The 17,690-nt window shown below is 56.9% G+C and carries 12 protein-coding genes; 4 read left to right on the plus strand and 8 right to left on the minus strand.

Annotated features, from left to right (window positions below; translation table 11 throughout):
• Window positions 1-24: 24 nt before the first annotated feature.
• Window positions 25-1,848, minus strand: coding sequence for a membrane protein insertase YidC (gene yidC / locus H8B15_RS14690; protein WP_187320429.1), 1,824 nt, complete (start codon window positions 1,846-1,848; stop codon window positions 25-27).
• A 234-nt stretch (window positions 1,849-2,082) separates the two neighbouring features.
• Window positions 2,083-3,729 carry a CTP synthase gene (gene pyrG, locus H8B15_RS14695; protein ID WP_187320430.1) on the minus strand — a complete coding sequence of 549 codons (1,647 nt, stop codon included), beginning with the start codon at window positions 3,727-3,729 and terminating at the stop codon, window positions 2,083-2,085.
• 188 nt (window positions 3,730-3,917) lie between these two features.
• Here pyrG and H8B15_RS14700 point away from each other — a divergent pair, with 188 nt between their 5' ends.
• From H8B15_RS14700 to H8B15_RS14710, 3 genes are all read left to right on the plus strand, one after another.
• Window positions 3,918-4,691, plus strand: coding sequence for a hypothetical protein (locus tag H8B15_RS14700; RefSeq protein ID WP_187320431.1), 774 nt, complete (start codon window positions 3,918-3,920; stop codon window positions 4,689-4,691).
• Window positions 4,692-4,715: 24 nt separating this feature from the next.
• On the plus strand, window positions 4,716-5,126 hold the full coding sequence (locus tag H8B15_RS14705; RefSeq protein WP_187320432.1) for a VOC family protein: 411 nt from the start codon (window positions 4,716-4,718) through the stop codon (window positions 5,124-5,126).
• 289 nt (window positions 5,127-5,415) lie between these two features.
• Window positions 5,416-6,765, plus strand: a complete 1,350-nt coding sequence (locus tag H8B15_RS14710; RefSeq protein ID WP_187320433.1) for a D-alanyl-D-alanine carboxypeptidase/D-alanyl-D-alanine-endopeptidase — start codon at window positions 5,416-5,418, stop codon at window positions 6,763-6,765.
• 159 nt (window positions 6,766-6,924) lie between these two features.
• Here H8B15_RS14710 and H8B15_RS14715 read toward each other — a convergent pair whose 3' ends face one another.
• The 4 genes from H8B15_RS14715 to serA form a co-directional block, all read right to left on the minus strand.
• Entirely contained in the window at window positions 6,925-8,058 is a 1,134-nt protein-coding gene (locus tag H8B15_RS14715; protein WP_187320434.1) for a TlpA disulfide reductase family protein, read from the minus strand.
• 106 nt (window positions 8,059-8,164) lie between these two features.
• Window positions 8,165-9,292: a TlpA disulfide reductase family protein gene (locus H8B15_RS14720; protein WP_187320435.1), complete on the minus strand. Its 1,128-nt coding sequence runs from the start codon at window positions 9,290-9,292 to the stop codon at window positions 8,165-8,167.
• Window positions 9,293-9,334: 42 nt separating this feature from the next.
• Window positions 9,335-10,813, minus strand: coding sequence for a TlpA disulfide reductase family protein (locus tag H8B15_RS14725; protein ID WP_187320436.1), 1,479 nt, complete (start codon window positions 10,811-10,813; stop codon window positions 9,335-9,337).
• Window positions 10,814-10,953: 140 nt separating this feature from the next.
• Window positions 10,954-12,858, minus strand: coding sequence for a phosphoglycerate dehydrogenase (gene serA / locus H8B15_RS14730; protein ID WP_187320437.1), 1,905 nt, complete (start codon window positions 12,856-12,858; stop codon window positions 10,954-10,956).
• Window positions 12,859-13,155: 297 nt separating this feature from the next.
• On the opposite strand from serA, the gene H8B15_RS14735 reads away from it, so the two are divergent.
• Complete coding sequence (locus tag H8B15_RS14735; RefSeq protein ID WP_187320438.1) at window positions 13,156-16,647, plus strand: carbohydrate-binding protein; 3,492 nt, start codon at window positions 13,156-13,158, stop codon at window positions 16,645-16,647.
• Between the two features lie 65 nt (window positions 16,648-16,712).
• Here H8B15_RS14735 and H8B15_RS14740 read toward each other — a convergent pair whose 3' ends face one another.
• Both H8B15_RS14740 and H8B15_RS14745 read right to left on the minus strand, forming a co-directional pair.
• Window positions 16,713-17,102: a VOC family protein gene (locus H8B15_RS14740; protein WP_187320439.1), complete on the minus strand. Its 390-nt coding sequence runs from the start codon at window positions 17,100-17,102 to the stop codon at window positions 16,713-16,715.
• Window positions 17,103-17,226: 124 nt separating this feature from the next.
• On the minus strand, window positions 17,227-17,637 hold the full coding sequence (locus tag H8B15_RS14745) for a DUF983 domain-containing protein (protein WP_246455512.1): 411 nt from the start codon (window positions 17,635-17,637) through the stop codon (window positions 17,227-17,229).
• Window positions 17,638-17,690: the final 53 nt, after the last annotated feature.

Here is a 17,690-nt window from a genome sequence, read left to right on the forward strand (position 1 = left end):
TTTCGTGTAAGTACAGAATCAGCCTTATTTCTTGCCAGCCTGGCGCTTGGCGGCTGCCTCGCGCTCCTGGGTAGCTTTCATGGCTTCGGCCAAACGGGCCTGGAAACCGCTGGGCTTCTTGTCTTTGTTTTTCACCTGGTTGGCCTCCAGCTTCGCCCGGATCTTCGTGTCGTCCACGAAGCTGCGCGTGATGGCCTGCTGGGCAAACGTAACCATGTTCGACACGAAGTAATACCATGTGAGGCCCGCCGCGAAGCTGTTCAGCACAAACATGAACACCAGCGGCATCAGGTAGCTGTAGAACTTCATGGGGCCCTGCATGGCCGTGTTCATCTGCTGGCTCTGCCAGGTCATGAGTAGGGTAGAGGCCGTCATGAGCAGGGTAAACAGGCTCACGTGGTCGCCGTACCATTTCACGTAGAACGGCAGCTTGATGAACACGTCGTAGCTACTCAAGTCCTTGGCCCACAAGAAGCTCTGTTGCCGCAGCTCGATGGCGTTGGGGAAGAACTGGAACATGGCAAACAGAATCGGGATGGTGAGCAGGGTAGGCACGCAGCCACTCAACGGACTCACGCCGAAGGTCTGGTACAGCTTCATCGTTTCCTGCTGCTGCTTCACCTGGTCGTCGGGGTACTTCTCCTTAATCTCGTCGATTTCGGGTTTCAGCACCTTCATGCGCGCCTGCGACTCGTAGGTTTTGTAGGTCAGCGGCCATGTCACCAGCTTGATAATCAGTACCAGGATGGCGATGATAATGCCGTAGGAACCAATGAATTGCTCCAGGAAGTGGAAGATGGGGATAATCACAAAACGGTTCACCCACCGGAACAAGCCCCAGCCCAGGTACACGTTACGGTCAAACTCGGGCGCCACCTGCTTCAGCAAGCTAAACGAGTTTGGACCGAAGAAAAACCGCATCCCGGCTTTGCCGCTCTGCGCATCGGCTACCGGAATAGTGAGCGACGACGTGAGCGTTTTGATGAACGTGGAATCGTTCAGATCAACCGTCGAGTTGAATTTGCCGGTCGAGAAGTTGTTGTCGGCAATCAGGCCCGCCACGAAAAAGTCGTGCTTGTGCGCGGCCCACTTCACCGGCTCATTGAAGGTTTGCTCCTCGGGGTTTTCGCTGGCTTCGGCCAGGGCGCCCTGGTCGTCTTTGGCCAGGTAGTGGTTGATGGTGCTGTGGTTACGGTTCTGCTTGGCGTCCTGCTCGTTCTGGCGCACGTTGTCAACGAAGGTGAGCGTGAGCGGCTCCTGCGCCACCACACGGTCCAGGCCCTGCATCCGCAGGTTGTAGCCTACCTCGTAGCTGCCGGGCAGCAGCGTATACACCTGCTCGATGCTGCCGCCGGCTACTTGCGCCGTAAACGTCAGTCGCTGGCCGGTTTTGCCATCAGCTGCAAATGGCTGCGGTCCGCTCGACTCAAAATACAGATCAGAGAAGCGCACCGTGCGGCCGTCCAGCGTGCGGAAACGGGTGTCCAGTTTGGCACTCTGCGCATCCAGCAGGAAAAGTGGCTTGCCGAAAAATGTCTTGTAGTTGTTCAGGCGCACCGCTTCAATTAGGCCGCCTTTGCTGGTGAAGGTCAGCGTGAGGTTGTCGTTTTGCAGCTGCACCTGTTGGGCCGTGCCCTGGGCCGCGCCGGCAAAAGCGCCCAGCTGACGCACCATCATCGCCGAATCGGGGGTAGTGGCGGTAGCGACCGTGTCGCGCACAACGGCTGTGGCGGCTGGTTTGGTTGCGTTTTTCGCTTCTTCCTCCACTTTGGGAGCGAAGAAAAACATGTACACCAGAAGCATAGCCGACATAATAAACAGGCCGGTCGTTGCTGAATTTTTGTCCATGAAAGGTGGGTACTAAAAAATAAGAAGTAGGGGTCGCGCCCGCAAAAATCTGGCGCGACCCCTACAAAGGTCGTGGTTGTCAGGCGATTTTTCCTAGCTCGGTAGTTTTGGCAGGGAAAGAGGGTAGGGGAGAACGTCATGCTGAGCCCGTCGAAGCATCTCGCGTGCTGACGACAGACGGTATATACCATCAGCACGCGAGATACTTCGACGGGCTCAGCATGACGTTCTTCCCTACAGTTCGTTCTTATGCCGCTGGATAGCGGCTTTCACGAAGCGCACGAACAGTGGGTGCGGATTCTGCACGGTGCTTTTCAGCTCCGGGTGAAACTGCCCAGCCACAAACCACGGGTGGTTTGGGATTTCCACTACCTCTACCAGGCCCGTATCGGGGTTGGTGCCCGAGGCCACCATGCCGCCGTTTTCGAACTGTTGGAGGTAGTCGTTGTTGAACTCGTAGCGGTGGCGGTGCCGCTCGCTGATGTGGTTGCGGCCGTAGGCTTTGGCGGCCTTGGAGTTGCGACGCAACTCGCAATCGTAGGCGCCCAGGCGCATGGTGCCGCCTTTCTGGGTAATGGCCTTTTGCGCTTCCATCATCGAAATCACAGGGTTCGGCGACATCGGGTCCATCTCCGTGGAGTTGGCGCCTTCCAATTGCAGCACGTGGCGCGCAAATTCTACCACCGCTACCTGCATCCCCAGGCAAATCCCGAAAAACGGAATCTTGTTCTCGCGCACGTACTTCACGGCGGCAATCTTGCCCTCAAAACCCCGCTCGCCAAAGCCCGGCGCCACCAGCACGCCATCCACACCGTGCAGCAGCTGGGCCACGTTCTCGGCCGTAATGTGCTCCGACTGGATACTGCGTAGGTGTACTTTGCACTCGTTCTGCGCGCCGGCGTGCACAAAAGCTTCGTTAATGGACTTGTAGGCGTCGGGCAGCTCCACGTACTTGCCTACCAGCGCGATGGTCACTTCCTCAGTCGGGTTTTTCAGGCGACCCAGAAAGTCCTTCCAGCCTTCCAGATCAGGGTGCGTGCCACCGTTCAGGCGCAGTTTCTTGATCACGCGCTCATCCAGGTGCTCCTTCAGCATCAGGAGCGGCACCGAGTAGATGGTGTCGGCGTCGAGGCTTTCGATAACGGAGTTGATGTTGACGTTGCAGAACAGCGCAATCTTGCGGCGCATCTCCGGCGGAATGGGGTGCTCGGAGCGGCACACCAGGATGTCGGGTTGCAGGCCGGCGCTGCGCAAATCGCGCACCGAGTGCTGGGTAGGCTTGGTTTTCAGCTCGCCCGCCGCCCGCAGGTAGGGCAGCAAAGTCAGGTGAATCACCAGAGAGCTGCTCTCTGGCAGTTCCCACCGCAGCTGCCGCACCGACTCCACGAAGGGTAGGCTTTCGATGTCGCCAATGGACCCCCCGATTTCGGTAATCACCACGTCGAACTGGCCGGTTTCGCCCAGCAGCAGCATGCGGCGCTTAATCTCATCGGTGATGTGGGGCACCACCTGCACGGTTTTGCCGAGGTAGGCGCCCTCGCGCTCCTTGGTAATCACGTGGTCGTAGATGCGGCCGGTGGTGACGTTGTTGGCCTGGGAGGTGGGCGTGTTCAGGAACCGTTCGTAGTGGCCCAGGTCGAGGTCGGTTTCGGCGCCGTCGTCGGTCACGAAACACTCGCCGTGCTCGTACGGGTTCAGCGTGCCGGGGTCGATGTTGATGTAAGGGTCGAACTTCTGGATGGTGACCCGGAAGCCCCGCGCTTGCAGCAGCTTGGCAAGCGACGCGGAAATGATTCCTTTTCCGAGGGAGGATGTCACCCCGCCGGTGACAAAAATATACTTGGCCGTTGGAGCCGCGGACGTGGAGTTTCGGTCTGGCATAACGGGAAACAAAGGTACGAAAAGAACCGGGCGGGCGAGTGTTGCTTTTCGGGTATTTCTGGTGTAGGGGGAGGGTGGAGAGCAGATTAATACTATAGAACAAGAGAAAATTGCCGTAATTCACTCACTTCTCTCACAATCGACTCTGTCGAACTACTTTCTATTATCATAATCTTTTAAAATCGACTATGAGTAGATACATAAACCTTATTCTGTTATTGCTTGGGTTATATTCTTGCGATAACCCAAAAACAAAACATGAACCTTTACATATAGTTGATAGTAAGATATTTTCTGACACTCAAACGGTTGGCGGTTATACTAAGAAGGCAGTATTTATACAAACTATTGATAGAGGTGATTACTTTTATATTCCCAAATCAGCATTTTTAGATACTGTAAACGCAGTTATATTTCAAGATAAGGATTTTGAAAAAGTAAGTCCAGACAACAGGACAATAGAGTTGTCTTGGAATACAATATGTAACGACGGTTCTTATATTTTGACAATTACACCTGAGCAAATTTTCTTTTCTAGTGGGCATGATAATCCGAATCCAAATGAGCTATACTGGGTAATAGAAATAGATAAGAGTCAATTTGATGCTATTAATAAAGGTATACGTAGAAATCCACCTGTAAATTTTTATAATCTTTCAATTCCACGTAATGACAGCTTGTTTCAACCACAAAATTCCTATCGATATTATGAAGATAAATATCAGGACTCCTGTACAATTCCACAAGAATGGAATGAGAAGACAGAAAAATATTTCGCAACTTGTTGTGATAAAATGATTTATAAGCAGTTGATTATATATTCTGCTATACTAAACTCTTATCTTTCGGGAAAAGTAAATAGTATAAAGTTTCCCAATGTAAATAGAGATAATGTAAAAGGCTTCGGCATGTCAAAGAATATGATATTCGATTGGATGCCAATAATACATATCAAACAATAAAATTAAAAATGAATTTCAAAATCCATGAACCTAAAAATAAACCACCTGCAACACGTTGGTATTCCAGTAACGGATATCGAATCGTCGGAAAAATTCTACCAGCGTCTGGGTTTCGAAAACGTGATGACCTCCACGTTTGCGCACGAGGGGGGCGAGGGTAGGGTAATGATGATGCAACACGGAACGATTATCGTGGAGCTGTACCAAATGCCCGAGCCCGTACTAACGGAAATCAGCAAGCGCCCGAATGGTAAAATTGACCATGTGGCGTTTGATGTAGACGATATCGACGAAACCTTCGCTACGCTGAAAGCAAACGGTTTTCACATTGTAGAAGAGGCGCCGGTGTATCTGGGTTTCTGGAAAAATGGCTGCAAATACATCAATATCCTAGGGCCTAATGGTGAACGTCTGGAGTTTTGCCAGATACTGTAGAAGCGGCGTAGCCAGTGCGCATAGGAAGCGCTGCTTCGCGGCCGTTCTTCGCACTCGCTCGGCTCTGCCGAGTGAGCACTACGCCCCAGCAGCTTTGCTGCGCGCGTCTGCCTAACGTCAGGTCAATTTCACCCAAGCGGCGCAAACGGATTCAGGGCGCAGCCCATCAGGCGAAAATCTCACTCGGCACAGCCGAGCGAGTGCGTAGGGCGAGGGCGCAGAGTTCGACGCCTGAAAAACCACCCGCCCCGTTTTGTTCTCCTGATCAGCTTCCGCATCTTGCGTGTCTATGCTGACTGCTTTTTGCCGCCGCGCCGCGTTACTGGCGTTTCTGTTGCTGCCTACCTTGGCGGCTATTGCCACCCCGCCGCCTACCCCGCGCCCGCCCGATACGGCGTGGCTCGCCAAGCTGCTCACCGAATCGGCGGTGCTGCGGCAGCACCATGTGGGCGTGAGCCTGGTGGATGCGACGACGGGCGAAACGCTCTACGAGCAGCAGGCCGACCGCTACTTTATGCCGGCCAGCACCATGAAGCTGTTTTCGCTCTACGCCGGCCTGCACCTGCTGGGCGATTCCCTGCCCAGCCTGCGCTACGTGCGCCACCAGGACTCGCTGATTTTCTGGGGCTCCGGCGACCCTACCCTGCTGCACGGCGACGTGCCCTCGCGCCGCGCCTTCGACTTTTTGGCTACTCGCCCCGAGAAGCTGTACTACGCCTCCGTGCCCTGCGTGTCGGCGTTTGGACCCAGTTGGAGCTGGGACGACTACAACTATTACTACCAGCCGGAGCGCGGGCCATTTCCGCTGTATGGGCACACACTGCGCATATACGCCCGCACCAGTCCTACGCCGCACCTGCGCCTGGTGCCGCGCTACTTCGCGCCGGTGGTAGAGCCCATGCCCGCCAATTACCCCGCCGCCTCCGACGACCACGTGCGCCGGGCGGTGCTGGAAAACCGCTTTTTCGTATTGCCGTGGACCAAGAACTGGATTGACGAAACACCCTTCCGGGTAGGGCCGGAGCTGACGCGGCTGCTGTTGCAGGATACCCTGCACCGGCCCGTGGTGGCTGTGCCCTTCCGCTCGCACGCCGCCGAAACCGTGTATACCCTGCGCGGCCTACCCGCCGACTCGCTGTACCGGCGCATGTTGCAGGTGTCAGATAACTTCCTGGCCGAGCAGTTGCTGCTGATGTGCGCCGGCCAGCTTCGCCCCGATTCGCTCAACTCGGCCCTACCCATCAAAGTCACGCTGGCCAACTACCTCCGCGACCTACCCGACGCCCCGCACTGGGTAGACGGCTCGGGCCTCTCGCGCCAGAACCTCGTCACGCCCCGCGACCTGACGGCCCTGCTACTCAAGCTACACCAGGAGGTAACGGAAGCGCGCCTACTGAGCCTGCTGGCGGCGGGCGGCGGCCACGGCACCCTGCGCCGCGTGTACCGCGACCCAAAAGGCCCCTGGCTGTGGGGCAAAACCGGCACCCTCAGCAATACGCACAACCTCTGCGGCTACCTGCGCACCAAGTCGGGTAGGCTGGTAGCATTCAGCTTTTTGAACAATAACCACGTGGCCTCTACCAGCGCCGTGCGCGCCGAAATGGAGCGTGTACTCACGCAGGTGCGGGCGCGGTGGTAGGGTAAGGAGTAAGTAAAAAACGCCTTTCCGATGAAGGAAAGGCGTTTCGCGTAACGTGTCATTTCGACCGCAGTGAGAAATCTCGCATGCTAATGCGAGATAGTGATTACTATCAAGCGAGATTTCTCCCGCTGGTCGAAATGACATACTAACAAGAGGCTACTTAATATACTTCGCCAGGGTCTCGCGCAGCTCGTCGCCGCGCAGGTTGGTGGCTACGATTTTTCCGGTGGGGTCTACTAAGAAGTTCTGCGGAATGGCCTGCACGTGATACTGCACGGCCACGTCGTTCTGCCAGCCTTTCAGATCCGATACCTGGGTCCAGGCGAGTTGGTCGTCCTGGATGGCTTTCAGCCATTTGTCGCGGGCTTTTTCGTTGTCGAGCGACACGCCCAGAATGTCGAAGTTCTTGGTCTTGTAGTCGTTGTAAACTTTCGTGACGTTGGGATTTTCTTGCCGGCAGGGGCCGCACCACGAGGCCCAGAAATCGACTAGCACGTATTTGCCGCGGTAGTCAGCCAACGATACTTGCTTGCCCTCAGGAGTTTGCTGGGTGAAGTTGGGCGCCATGGCACCGATAGAAACGGCTTTGATGGCTTGCAGCATCTCGCCGTATTTCTTGCCTTCAGGGCTGTTCTTCACTGCCGGCGACAACAGCTCATACAGCGGTGCTACCTCAGCATAATTGGGCACGGCTCCACCAATCTGCTGTACCGCGCCTAGGCTCACAGGCGAGCCGGGATTGGCCTTCACAAAGGCCAGGTAGTGCTGCTTGCTTTCGGCGCTAATGGCTTCTTCGCGCTTATCCAGTTGCTTCATAAACGCTGGATCTTTGCGCTGCTCGGGCGAGGCGGCGCGGTAGTCGGCCATCAGCGCCTTCATCTTATCGTTGGCAGGTTTCAGGGCGGCCTGTAGCTTCTGGTGCTCCGCCGTCAGCTTGGAGCCGGTGATTTTGGCAGTGGTCAGCGAGTCGGCGCTGGTGAGCATCACGGGGCCTTTTTCCAGGAAGGTGGTAGTGCGGTCAGCTTTTTGAAAATTGGAAAGCGTCTGCTTCAGCTTACCGTCGCGAACCAGTACCAGCATCACTTGCTGCGGCGCTTCCACGGTACCTTTAAACTCAAATGCCCCATTGCTGAGAGCGGTAGAATCGGTGAACTTACCATTGCGCAGCATGTATACCTTGGCCGGTGCGCTGAGCTTGCCGATTTTGCCTTTCAGCGTGTAGGGGGTAGGGGCTTGCGCCTGTGCCAGCCAAGGCGCCAGCAGCAGAAAACCGAGCAGGTGTTTTTTCATATGTAGAAGAATAGAGAAGCGTGAAAGCAGGAGAGTTTTTAGCAGGCTTTTAGCAGAACCCCGATAGGGCTTCGAGGCCCTATCGGGGTTCGTAACGTGAGAAGGATTACTTAATATATTTCGCCAAGGTCGTTTGCAGATCTGCGCCGCGCAAGTTCACGGCTACGATTTTGCCGCTGGGGTCTACCAGGAAGTTCTGCGGAATAGCCCGGACCTGGTAGTTTCGAGCGGCTTGGTTTTCCCACCCTTTCAGGTCGGATACCTGTGTCCAGGCCAGTTGGTCGTCCTGGATGGCCTTCACCCATTTTTCGCGGTCTTTCTCAGAGTCGAGCGACACCCCCAAAACGTCAAAATTCTTGCTCTTGTAAGCTTGATAGACTTTTGTGACGTTGGGGTTTTCCTGCCGGCAGGGGCCGCACCAGCTGGCCCAGAAATCCACCAACACATACTTGCCGCGGTAGTCGGCTAAGGCTACCTTTTTGCCATCGGGGGTTTGCTGGGTGAAGTTAGGAGCCTGTGCGCCAATGGCTATAGCTTTCAAGCCTGATAGCATGTCCTTATAGCGTTGGCCCTCAGGCGTATTCTGGAGGATAGGCGACAGGGCATTGTAAAGCGACGACAGCTCTGCGTATTGGGGCACGTTGCCCGCTGCAAACTGCATCACGTCGAGGCTTACCCAGGAGGTAGGATTGGCTTTGATGAAGGCTGCATAGGCTTGCTGATACTCTTTGTTGATCATGTTAAACTTATCCTGCATACGCTCGCGGAATGCTGGGTCCTGCTGTTCCTGGGGCGAGGCTTTCTGTGCTTCTGCGGAGAAGGTTTTTACTTTGGCTATAATAGGCGCAAATGAAGCCTCCATTTTATTGTAATCCGCCGTTAGTTGCGTACCCGCAATCGTGGCGTTCGGCAGCGAGTCGGGGGTAGTGACTACTACGGGACCGGGCTCTAGGAAAAGCCTTGTGCGGTTGGTGGAAAGTGAGAAACCGTCTTTCAGCTTACCAGCCCGTTGCACCACAATATTCACCTCCTTCGGCCGGTCGGTAGTGCCTTTAAACTCAAAAGCACCATTTTTTAGGGTAGTGGAGTCTAATAGTTGAAGGCCTCGCACCAAATAAATCTTTGCCGGCGCATTGAGCTTGCCAACGGTGCCCTTCACGGCGTAGGGAAAGGACGTTTGCGCCTGCACTAGGTAGGGCGCTGCGGCTAATAAGGTAAGCAGATACTTTTTCATGGAAATAGAAGTAAGCAGGTGAAAGAATAAAGCGTTTGTATGCTACTTGATATACTTGGCTAGCGCCGCCTGCAAGCCGTCGCCGCGCAAGTTGGTGGCTACAATCTTGCCGCTGGGGTCCACCAGAAAGTTCTGCGGAATGGCTTGTATGTGGTAAAGCTTAGCCGCTTGGTTGTCCCAGCCTTTCAGGTCCGATACCTGCGTCCAGGGAAGCTGGTCGGTTTGCACCGCTTTCAGCCATTTTTCGCGGTCTTCTTCGCTGTCAAGCGAAACGCTCAAAACATCGAACTTCTTGTGTTTGAATTCATTATAAATTTTTGTGATGTTGGGATTTTCGGCCCGGCAGGGGCCGCACCAACTGGCCCAAAAGTCGACCAGCACATACTTGCCGCGGTAGTCAGCCAATGATACTTGTTTGCCCTCGGCCGTTGGCTGGGTGAAGCTGGGGGCCTGTGCGCCTACCGCCACCGCTTTCCGCATGGCCAGCAGCTGACCGTACTTTTGCCCCTCCGGCGTGTTCTTGATGGCGGGGCTCAGCATGTCGTACAGCGGGCCTACTTCTGCATAGTTTGGCACCGCGTCGCCAATCTGGACCACGGCATCCAGGCTGGCGTAGGAATCGGGGTGGTCTTTGATGTAGGCGGCCAGTTGTTGGTTGCGCGCTTGGCGCCGCTGTTCGCGCGTTGATTTCACTTTAAGTGACTGAGAATCTTTGTACTGTATCACCGCTTGCTCTATCACCGAGTCTGGGACGGCTGGAGTAGCTTGTGGTTTCACGCCGGCTACCTGGCCAGGCATCTTCGCCGTCACACGGTAGGCGCTAATTGGCGGATTACTTGCCTTCTTAACCACCTGTAGCAGCTCGCCGTATTTGCGACCCTCGGGACTGTTGCGCACCTCCGGGCTGAGCGCCTGGAAAAGTGACCCTACCTCCGCGTAATTAGGCACGAATGTCCCCCCAGCTAATTGAAGCGCATCTAAACTTACGAATGAGGTAGGGTTAGCCTGGGCGTAAGCTTTCAGCATCTGGGTGCGCTTCTTATCGAAGATGGAGTCCTGCGCCGCTTGCCATTTCTTGATGCGTAGCGGGTCGGTGGTCTGCGGGGCTGGTTGGCGCCGATGGTCAGTATAGGCCTGCTTGATAGATGCGCGCAGCTGCTGGTACTCCATCATTGGCTTTGGCCCCTTGATGGTGGCTTTGTGCATCGAGTCAGCGCTGCTTACCGTGATGGCGCCTTTGCTCAGAAACAACGTCAGTCGTTCGATTCCTACAGACTGCGCGCTTTTGCCGTCCCGCGCCAGCAGCAGCCACGCCCAACGAGGGGTATCGACGGTGCTCGTTATTTCGAAAACACCGTTGATGGGCGAGGCAGAAGCAATAAACTCCCCATCGCACATGAGGTACACCTTATTCGGTGGATTCAGCTGGCCGATAGTGCCCTTCACAGTGAACGGGACGGGTGTTTGCGCCTGCGCCAACCCCGGCGCCGCAAGCAATAAACCAAGCAGATATTTTTTCATCAGAATAAAGCTATAAATGAAAGAACAGGTAGTTTACATAGTAATAGGCCTAGCCTAAATGCCAAGCGCCGCGCAAAATCCGGGCGGCGTCTCCCCAGATTTTGCGCGGCGCTTTTGGCGGCACGTGGCTGAAAGACAGCCTAATATAGCACCCGGAATTTAATGGTGTGCTCTACCTGCTTCAGGTCGTCCAGCAGCTCGGGTTCGTATTGTTTGTCCACATCGGTAATCACGTAGCCGATGTGCTCGTTGGTTTTCAGGTACTGCCCCAAGATGTTCACGTGGCGGGTGGCCAGCACGTTGTTGATGCGGGCCAGCACGCCGGGCACGTTGGCGTGAATGTGAATGAGGCGGTGCGCCTGCTGGTCGGGCAATTGAATGTTGGGGAAATTGACGCTCTGCTGCGTGTTGCCACTGTTGATGTAGTCCATGATGCGCTCGGGCACGAAGTGCGCAATGTTGCGCTGGGCCTCGGCCGTACTACCGCCAATGTGGGGTGTGAGCAGCACGTTGGGTAGGCCGCGCAGTTCGCTCTCAAACGACTCGTCGTTGGTTTTGGGCTCGTGCGGGAATACGTCGATGGCGGCGCCGGCCAAGTGGCCCGAGCGCAGGGCGTCGGCCAGGGCGGGCACGTCTACCACGTGGCCGCGGGCGTTGTTGATGAACAGCGCGCCGGGCTTCATCTGGGCAAAGTGCTCGGCGCCGATGAAGTTCTTGTTCTCGGGCCGGCCATCAATGTGCAGGGTCACGATGTCGGCCTGTTGCAGCAGCTCGTCGAGGGTGCGGCACTTGGTGGCGTTGCCGAGTTGCAGCTTCTCGGCCACATCGTAGTAATACACTTGTAGGCCCACGGCCTCAGCCACCACCGAAAGCTGCGCCCCAATGTTACCGTAGCCAATGATACCCAGCTTCTTACCCCGGATTTCAAAGGCGCCCTTCGCCGACTTATCCCACTCGCCCTGGTGCATCTTGGGGTTTTTCTCCGGAATGCGGCGGGCCAGCATGATGATTTCGGCCAGCGTGAGCTCCACTACCGAGCGGGTATTGCTGAAGGGCGCGTTGAACACGGCCACGCCCTTTTTCATGCAGCCCGTGAGGTCGATCTGGTTGGTGCCGATGCAAAAGGCGCCCACCGCAATGAGACGGTTGGCGGCGTCTAGCACGCGCTGCGTAACGTTGGTTTTGGAGCGAATACCCAGGATGCTCACGCCCTGAATGCGCTCCACCAGTTCGTCCTCGTCCAGCCCGCCGGCTATCTTTTCCACCTGGTAGCCTTCCTCGCGGAACAGCTTTTCGGCCGAAGCCTCAACGTTTTCGAGCAGCAGGACGCGGATGCGGTTTTTGGGGTAAGAAAGCGACATGGGTAGTTTGTTCTGGTACAAAAACTCGTCGAAAGAAGGTAGGATTTCGTCAGCGCGGGCCACCACGGCATCGCGCGACACATTTTCGGTAAAGGCGTAGAAGCGGTTGGCGAGGCCGGCCTCGCGGATTTGATAGTCGGTGTAGCCGTCGCCGAGGGCGTACACGTCGCCATCCAGGTCGAGGCGGCGCAGCTGCTCAATCTTGCCGCCGTCGCGGCTGAGCACGTTTTCCGGGTCGAAGCCGGTAATGCGGCCAGCCTCATCGTAAGTAAAGGTGTTGGCCAGCACGTAGTCGGCGGTGATGCCAAAATCGGCTACTACCGGTTCAATAAACTCCCGGAAGCCGCTGCTGATAATGTACACCCGCCCCGGAAACTGCCGAAAAAAGTCGGCGTTGCGCCGGATGCTATCCGATACTTTGCCTTTCAGACGCTCTACCAACAGCGGCAGGTGCTCGCGACGGGCCGGCAGCAAGGCCAGCCGCCGCCGCAGCGACTCCGAAAAATTGATACTACCATTCATGCCCTGGTCGGTGAGGGCGCGGATTTCGCCGACCACTTTTTCGCGGCTGGGGTCGCCGGTGAGGGCAATGTCGGCTAGCTCATCCAGACCTTCCACTTGCGTGAAGGTGCTGTCGAAGTCGATGATGAGGTAGGGGAGAGTAGCAATAGGAGGAGGAGACATACGAAAAGCAAGGTAGGGCAGAATGGCGGAACAAAAACACACGAAGCGTTTATTACGCCGAATTAGGCTGAATTCCTGGTAAGAGGGCTATACGCCTACGCCACAAGAACCCAAAACGCACCGGGAAAGATGGGGTGATTTCCGCAAAGCAGCGCTTTCAACTACCTGATTTTTGTCTTTTCTTGAAGGAAATACCTGCTTGACCGTGGGCCTGCTCCACGGTTGCCTACCCTGCGCCACCTCTTTCTGCGCGCCCTTCCCGCTCCGCTTCTACCTTCACCAAAACCCACTATCCATATGAGAAAAATACTACCCGCGCGGGCCATCTGGCTCTTGCTGCTCTTGCTGCTGGGCGCTACCCGTAGCCCTGCCCAACTGCTGCATGCCGACGGCAAGCGCATCGTGAACGACCAAGGGCAGGAGGTGCTGCTGCGCGGCATGGGCCTGGGCGGCTGGATGCTGCAAGAAGGCTATATGCTGCAAACGGAAAGCTTTGCCAACCCACAGCACCAGATTCGGGCGAAGATCAAGGCGTTGATAGGCGATGCGCAAACCCAGGCTTTCTACGATGCCTGGCTGGAAAACTACATCACCAAGCGTGATGTGGACTCGCTGGCACACTGGGGCTTCAACTCTATCCGACTACCGCTACACTACAACCTGTTCACGGCGCCTATTGAGGAGGAGCCAGTAGCGGGTCAGAATACCTGGCGCCCCAAAGGTTTCGAGCTGACAGACCGCCTGCTAGAGTGGTGCAAGGCCAACCGCGTGTATCTGATTCTGGACCTGCACGCTACGCCCGGCGGTCAGGGCAAGGACGCGGCCATTTCAGACTACGACCCCAGCAAACCTGCTTTGTGGGAAAGCGAAGCCAACCGCCAGAAAACGGTGGCCCTGTGGCGACGCATTGCCGAGCACTACGCCAACGAGCCCTGGATTGGCGGCTACGACCTCATCAACGAAACCAACTGGAACTTCACGGCCGGCGCCGGCGCCCAAGGGTGCGACGAGCAGACCAACGCCCCGCTCAAAGCCCTGCTCACCGATATCACCACGGCCATTCGGGAGGTAGACAAGCAGCACATCATCTACATCGAAGGCAACTGCTTCGCCAACAACCACAACGGCCTGTGGCCCATGAGCGACAACAACGTGGTGCTGAGCTTCCACAAATACTGGAACTACAACGACAAGGCCTCTATCCAGGGGATGCTGGACCTGAGCAGCCGCTACAATGTGCCGCTGTGGATGGGCGAGTCGGGTGAGAACTCCAACCCCTGGCACCGCGCCGCCATTAAGCTGCTGGAAGACAACCACATTGGCTGGTCGTGGTGGACGTATAAGAAGGTAGGGCTGAACACGCCGCTGGAGGTGCGCAAGCCCGCCAGCTACCAGCGCCTGCTCGATTACTGGAAAGGCACCGGCGCCCAGCCCTCAGCCGCCGAGGCATCGGCCGCGTTGCTGGCCCTAGCCGATAACTACAAGCTAGAAAACTGCTTCTACCATCCCGACTACATCGACGCGATGTTCCGGCAGGCGCAGACGCCTGCGGCCACCAAGGCCTTCAAGCCCTACACGCTGAACACCAACACGCCGCTGTTTGCTGTCGACTACGACCTGGGCCGCAACGGCGCCGCGTACTACGACCTCGATACGGCCACCTATCACACCAATACCAACACGTACCAGGCCTGGAACCAGGGCTGGAGCTACCGCAACGACGGTGTAGACATAGAAGGCAACTCCGACGCCGTGACCAACGGCTACAGCGTGGGCTGGATTTCGACCGGCGAGTGGCTGCAATACACCGTGCAGGTGCCCGCTACCGGCCTCTACGACGTGCAGGTGCGTATTGCCTCGGCAGGCGGTGGTGGTCAGATTCGGCTGACCAGCAACGGCGTGCCGCTCACGAAGACCGTGACGCTGCCCAGCTCCGGCGACTGGTCGAAATGGACCTCGGCCGAAGTCAAAGACCTGTACCTGACGGCTGGTACCAACCGGCTGCGCCTATACGTGGTAAACGGCGGTTTCAACCTCAACTACTTGCAGTTCAGTGCGCCGCACGCGGCTACTGCGGCGCCGCAACTGGTGGAGGCCAAAACCACTGAGGTAGGCAAGAATATCGTGCTGACGTTCAACCAGGCGCTGGCCGCCGTGTCGGCACCTACGGGCTTCTCGGTGAAGGTGAACGGTACGGCTGCAACCATCAGCGCGGCGACGCAGACAGCGGGTAGTCTGCAACGGCTGACGCTTACGCTGGCCCGGCCCGTCACCTACGGCGATGTGGTGACGGTGAGCTACGCGGGCACCACCGTTACCAACGACGCAAGCGTGGCGCTGGCTGCCTTCACAGACCAAGCGGTGACGGTGGATTTGGTGAATCCGGCTACCCAAAAAATCATTCCTGGTCGTTTGGAGGCGGAAAATCTGGATTTGAACGAGGGCGTGAGCATTGGTGGTGCGGCCGACGTGGGCGGCGGCTCGCAGGTGGGCTACCTCAACCCCGGCGACTATTTTGGCTACAACGTGACGGTGAAGGAAACCGGCACTTACCAGGTAGACTACCGCGTGGCCAGCGACAATGCCGGCCCCAACGTCATCAACGTGTCGAGCGTGGTGAACGGGCAGACTACCCTGTTGGAAACCCTGACCGTGGCCCGCACCAACGGCTGGCAAACCTGGCAGACTGTCACCGGCAAAGCCTTCAACCTGACCGCCGGCGACCAGCAGCTGCGCATCGACGTGGTATCGGGCGAGTTCAACCTGAACTGGATGCAGTTTCGCCTCACGGGCGTGCCCGCTGGTACGCCGTTGCGCCTGGTATCGGGGCAAACCAACGAGGAAGGCACCGCCGTGCTGCTGACGCTGAACAAGCCCGTGGTGCCTGCCACCGTCAGCAGCAAAGGCTTCAGCTTGCTGCTGAACGGTACGGCCGCCACCGTGGGCGCGGCTTCGCTGAACGCCAACCAGCAGTTGGTGCTCACGCTGCCACAAACCGCGACGCCTACCACCGTGGTGAAGGTGAGCTACGACGGGACCGGCGACGTGAAAGCCACCACCGGCGAGGCGCTGCAAGCTTTTGATGCGCAGTTCGTTCTCAACAAGGTAGAGGTCATTACTAATCTGATTCCGGGTAAAATCAAGGCGGCCAACTTCAGCGTCAACAGCGGCCTCGAAACCGAAAATAGCTCCGACACCGATGGCGGCCTCAATGTGGGCCACGCCGACCCCGGCGACTACCTCGACTACGTGGTGCGCGTGAATCAGCCGGGCATGTACCAGGTAGACTACCGCGTGGCCAGCGAGTCGACGGCGGGGGCGGTGAAGCTCCAGCTCCTGGACAGCGGCACGGCCCAGGATCTGCACGCGGCTACCTTCGCCGTGACGGGAGGCTGGCAAACCTGGCGTACTTTCACGGCGCCTACCCTGGTGCCACTCACGGCTGGTCGCCATGTGCTGCGCGTGCTGATGCAGACGGGTTCTTTCAACCTGAACTGGCTGGAATTCAAATACCAGTCAACGCTCAGCAACAAAACCGCGCAGGCCGCGGCTATCTTGTCGGTATATCCTAATCCCAGCCACGGCAGCTTCCGGGTGCGCTTCGAAGATGCCCGGCAGCAGCCTACCCGCCTCGTCGTGCGCGACCTCACGGGTAGGGAAGTACTCGTGCTGCATCCAGCCAAAAACGCGACGGAACTCACGGTGCAACACTCGCTTGCCAAGGGTGTATACCTGCTTGAAGTCGAACTGCCAAGTCGTAGTGTAGTGCAGAAACTGGTAGTAGAATAGGGATGCATAAAAAACGATTGTCATCCTGAGCAGTGCTCAGGATGACAATCGTTTTTTATGCATCCCTATTCCTCGTACAGCTCCAAGGGTAGGCCGTCGGGGTCGGCGAAGAACGTGAAGCGCCGCCCGGTGAACTCGTCTACCCGGATGGGCTCGGTCTGAACCTTATGCTGCGCCAGGTGCGCTACGGCCGCGTCCAGATCGGCTACGGCAAACGCCAGGTGGCGCAAACCCGCGGCCTCGGGCCGGCTGGGGCGGGCTGGTGGGGTAGGAAACGAAAATAGCTCGATGATGTACTGCCCATCCAGCAGCAAGTCCAGCTTCCAGGAGTCGCGCGCTTCGCGATACACTTCGCGCTCTACCTGCAAGCCCAGCACGTGCGTATAAAAGTGCTTGGAAGCCGGATAATCGGTACAGATAATGGCGATGTGATGGACGCGTTGTAGCGCAAGCATAGAGGTGTTTTTTTAGGCTGTTAGCTGTTAGCTAACAGCTCTCGTTCATTCAGCTAACAGCTAACAGCTAACAGCTAACAGCTAACAGCTAACAGCTAACAGCTAACAGCTAACAGCTAACATACTACCCACGCCGCCGCACTGGCGCATGGTTGGCCCAATCGGGGTCGTAGCTGATGCCCCCGAACAGGTAGAGCATGAAGGTGCGGGAGTAGCGCAGGCTCAACGGGGCCAGCACTACCGTCACCAACGCCACCGCCGACACATATACCCACGTATCGGGGTCGCCGGCAAGGTAGTAAAGCAGCACGCCTACCACCAGCATAATGCCCGTGCTGAAGGCGAAGCTGATGTACATGGCTCCCCAATAAAAACCGGTTTCCGGCTCGTAGGCCTGCCCGCACACAGGGCAGTGCTCGGGCATATCGGTGAAATGAGAGAGGTTATAAGCGCCGTGCGTAAACAGCGGGCCCTGGTGGCAGCGCGGGCAGCGCTGGGCAAGCGAGGCAAGAACAGACGATTGGATAGGTTGCATAGAGCAGAAGAAAAGGACGCGCAATAGCCATTCTACGCGTAAGTAGAAGCCGT

Source organism: Hymenobacter citatus (genome assembly GCF_014333615.1).
GTDB classification, from domain to species: domain Bacteria; phylum Bacteroidota; class Bacteroidia; order Cytophagales; family Hymenobacteraceae; genus Hymenobacter; species Hymenobacter citatus.